The organism is Kitasatospora indigofera, assembly GCF_014655955.1.
Classification (GTDB): Bacteria; Actinomycetota; Actinomycetes; order Streptomycetales; family Streptomycetaceae; genus Kitasatospora; species Kitasatospora indigofera.
The window spans coordinates 1-1056 of the sequence record NZ_BNBO01000159.1 but is presented as its reverse complement, the minus strand read 5'-3'; the positions used below and the strand labels follow the sequence as shown (position 1 = coordinate 1056).

At 73.5% G+C, this 1056-nt stretch carries 1 pseudogene; it reads right to left on the bottom strand.

Annotated elements, in window-relative coordinates:
- Positions 1 to 15 precede the first annotated feature (15 nt).
- Positions 16 to 1056: pseudogene (locus tag IE329_RS39930) on the bottom strand (hypothetical protein); the annotation flags it as partial.

Here is a 1056-nt window from a genome sequence, read left to right as displayed (position 1 = left end):
GGGACTGCGGACGGGTCAGCCGGTGGTGCCGGCGGCGGTGAGCAGGTTCACCGCGCTGGTGGTGCCGGCGGCGCCGGGCTGGGTGATGTCGGTCGAGCCGGTCCAGTAGCCCTTGCCGTAGTCGCCCAGGGCGGTGAGGACGTGGCCGCCGGAGACGGCGAACACCCGCATGTTGTTGCCGGTGGTGGCGGCGGTGACCTTGGTGGCGGAGTTGCCGAGGCCGGTGGCGGCGGAGATGTCGCCCCAGGTGGTCCAGTAGCCGCCGGCGTAGTCGCCGGTGATCTCGTGGACGCTGCCGCCGGCCAGTGCGACGACGTGGAACTGGTTGCCGATGCCGACGCCGGACAGCTGGGTGATCTGGCCGGGGCCGCCGCGCACGGCGGTCACGTCGCCGGCGCTCCAGGTGCCGCGGTCGTAGTTGCCGTCGGCGACCCGCAGGTGTCCGTCGGGGCCGAGGGCCGCGACGTGCAGGGAGTTGTTGGTGCCGGCGGCGGAGATCTGGGTGGTGCCGGCCGGGATCCCGGCGGCGGCGGTGATGTCGCCCCACGGGCTCCAGGCGTCCCAGTAGCTGCTCTGCGAGTTGGAGGACTCGTAGACCCGGCCGCCGGCCAGCGCGACGACGTGCGTCCTGCCGTTGATCCGGGCGGCGGCGATCTGGGTGAGACCGGGGAGGTCGGTGGGGCCCGAGGTGACGGCGAAGTCGCGCCACATCGTCCACGCGCCGGGGATGGCGTAGCCCATGCCGCCGGGCCGGTTGGGGCCGAGGTTGCGGTCGACGGTGTAGATCTTCCCGTTCGCCGCGGCGAGGACCCGCAGCCAGTCGTCACCGGTGGCGGTGGCGAGGCTGGTGACCTGGTCCGCCGACGGGATCGGCCCGCCCAGGCCCGACAGCCCGCTGACCTTGGCCCACAGGCCGCGGGTGTAGTTGGCGCCGGTGCTGAACAGTCCGTCGGCGTTGCGGCCGACGAGCTGCACGCGCTCGCCGGGGAGCACCACCTGGTGCTCGGTGTCGAAGGTGACCTGGACCTGCTTGGTGACGGTGAGGCTGTGGCCGGC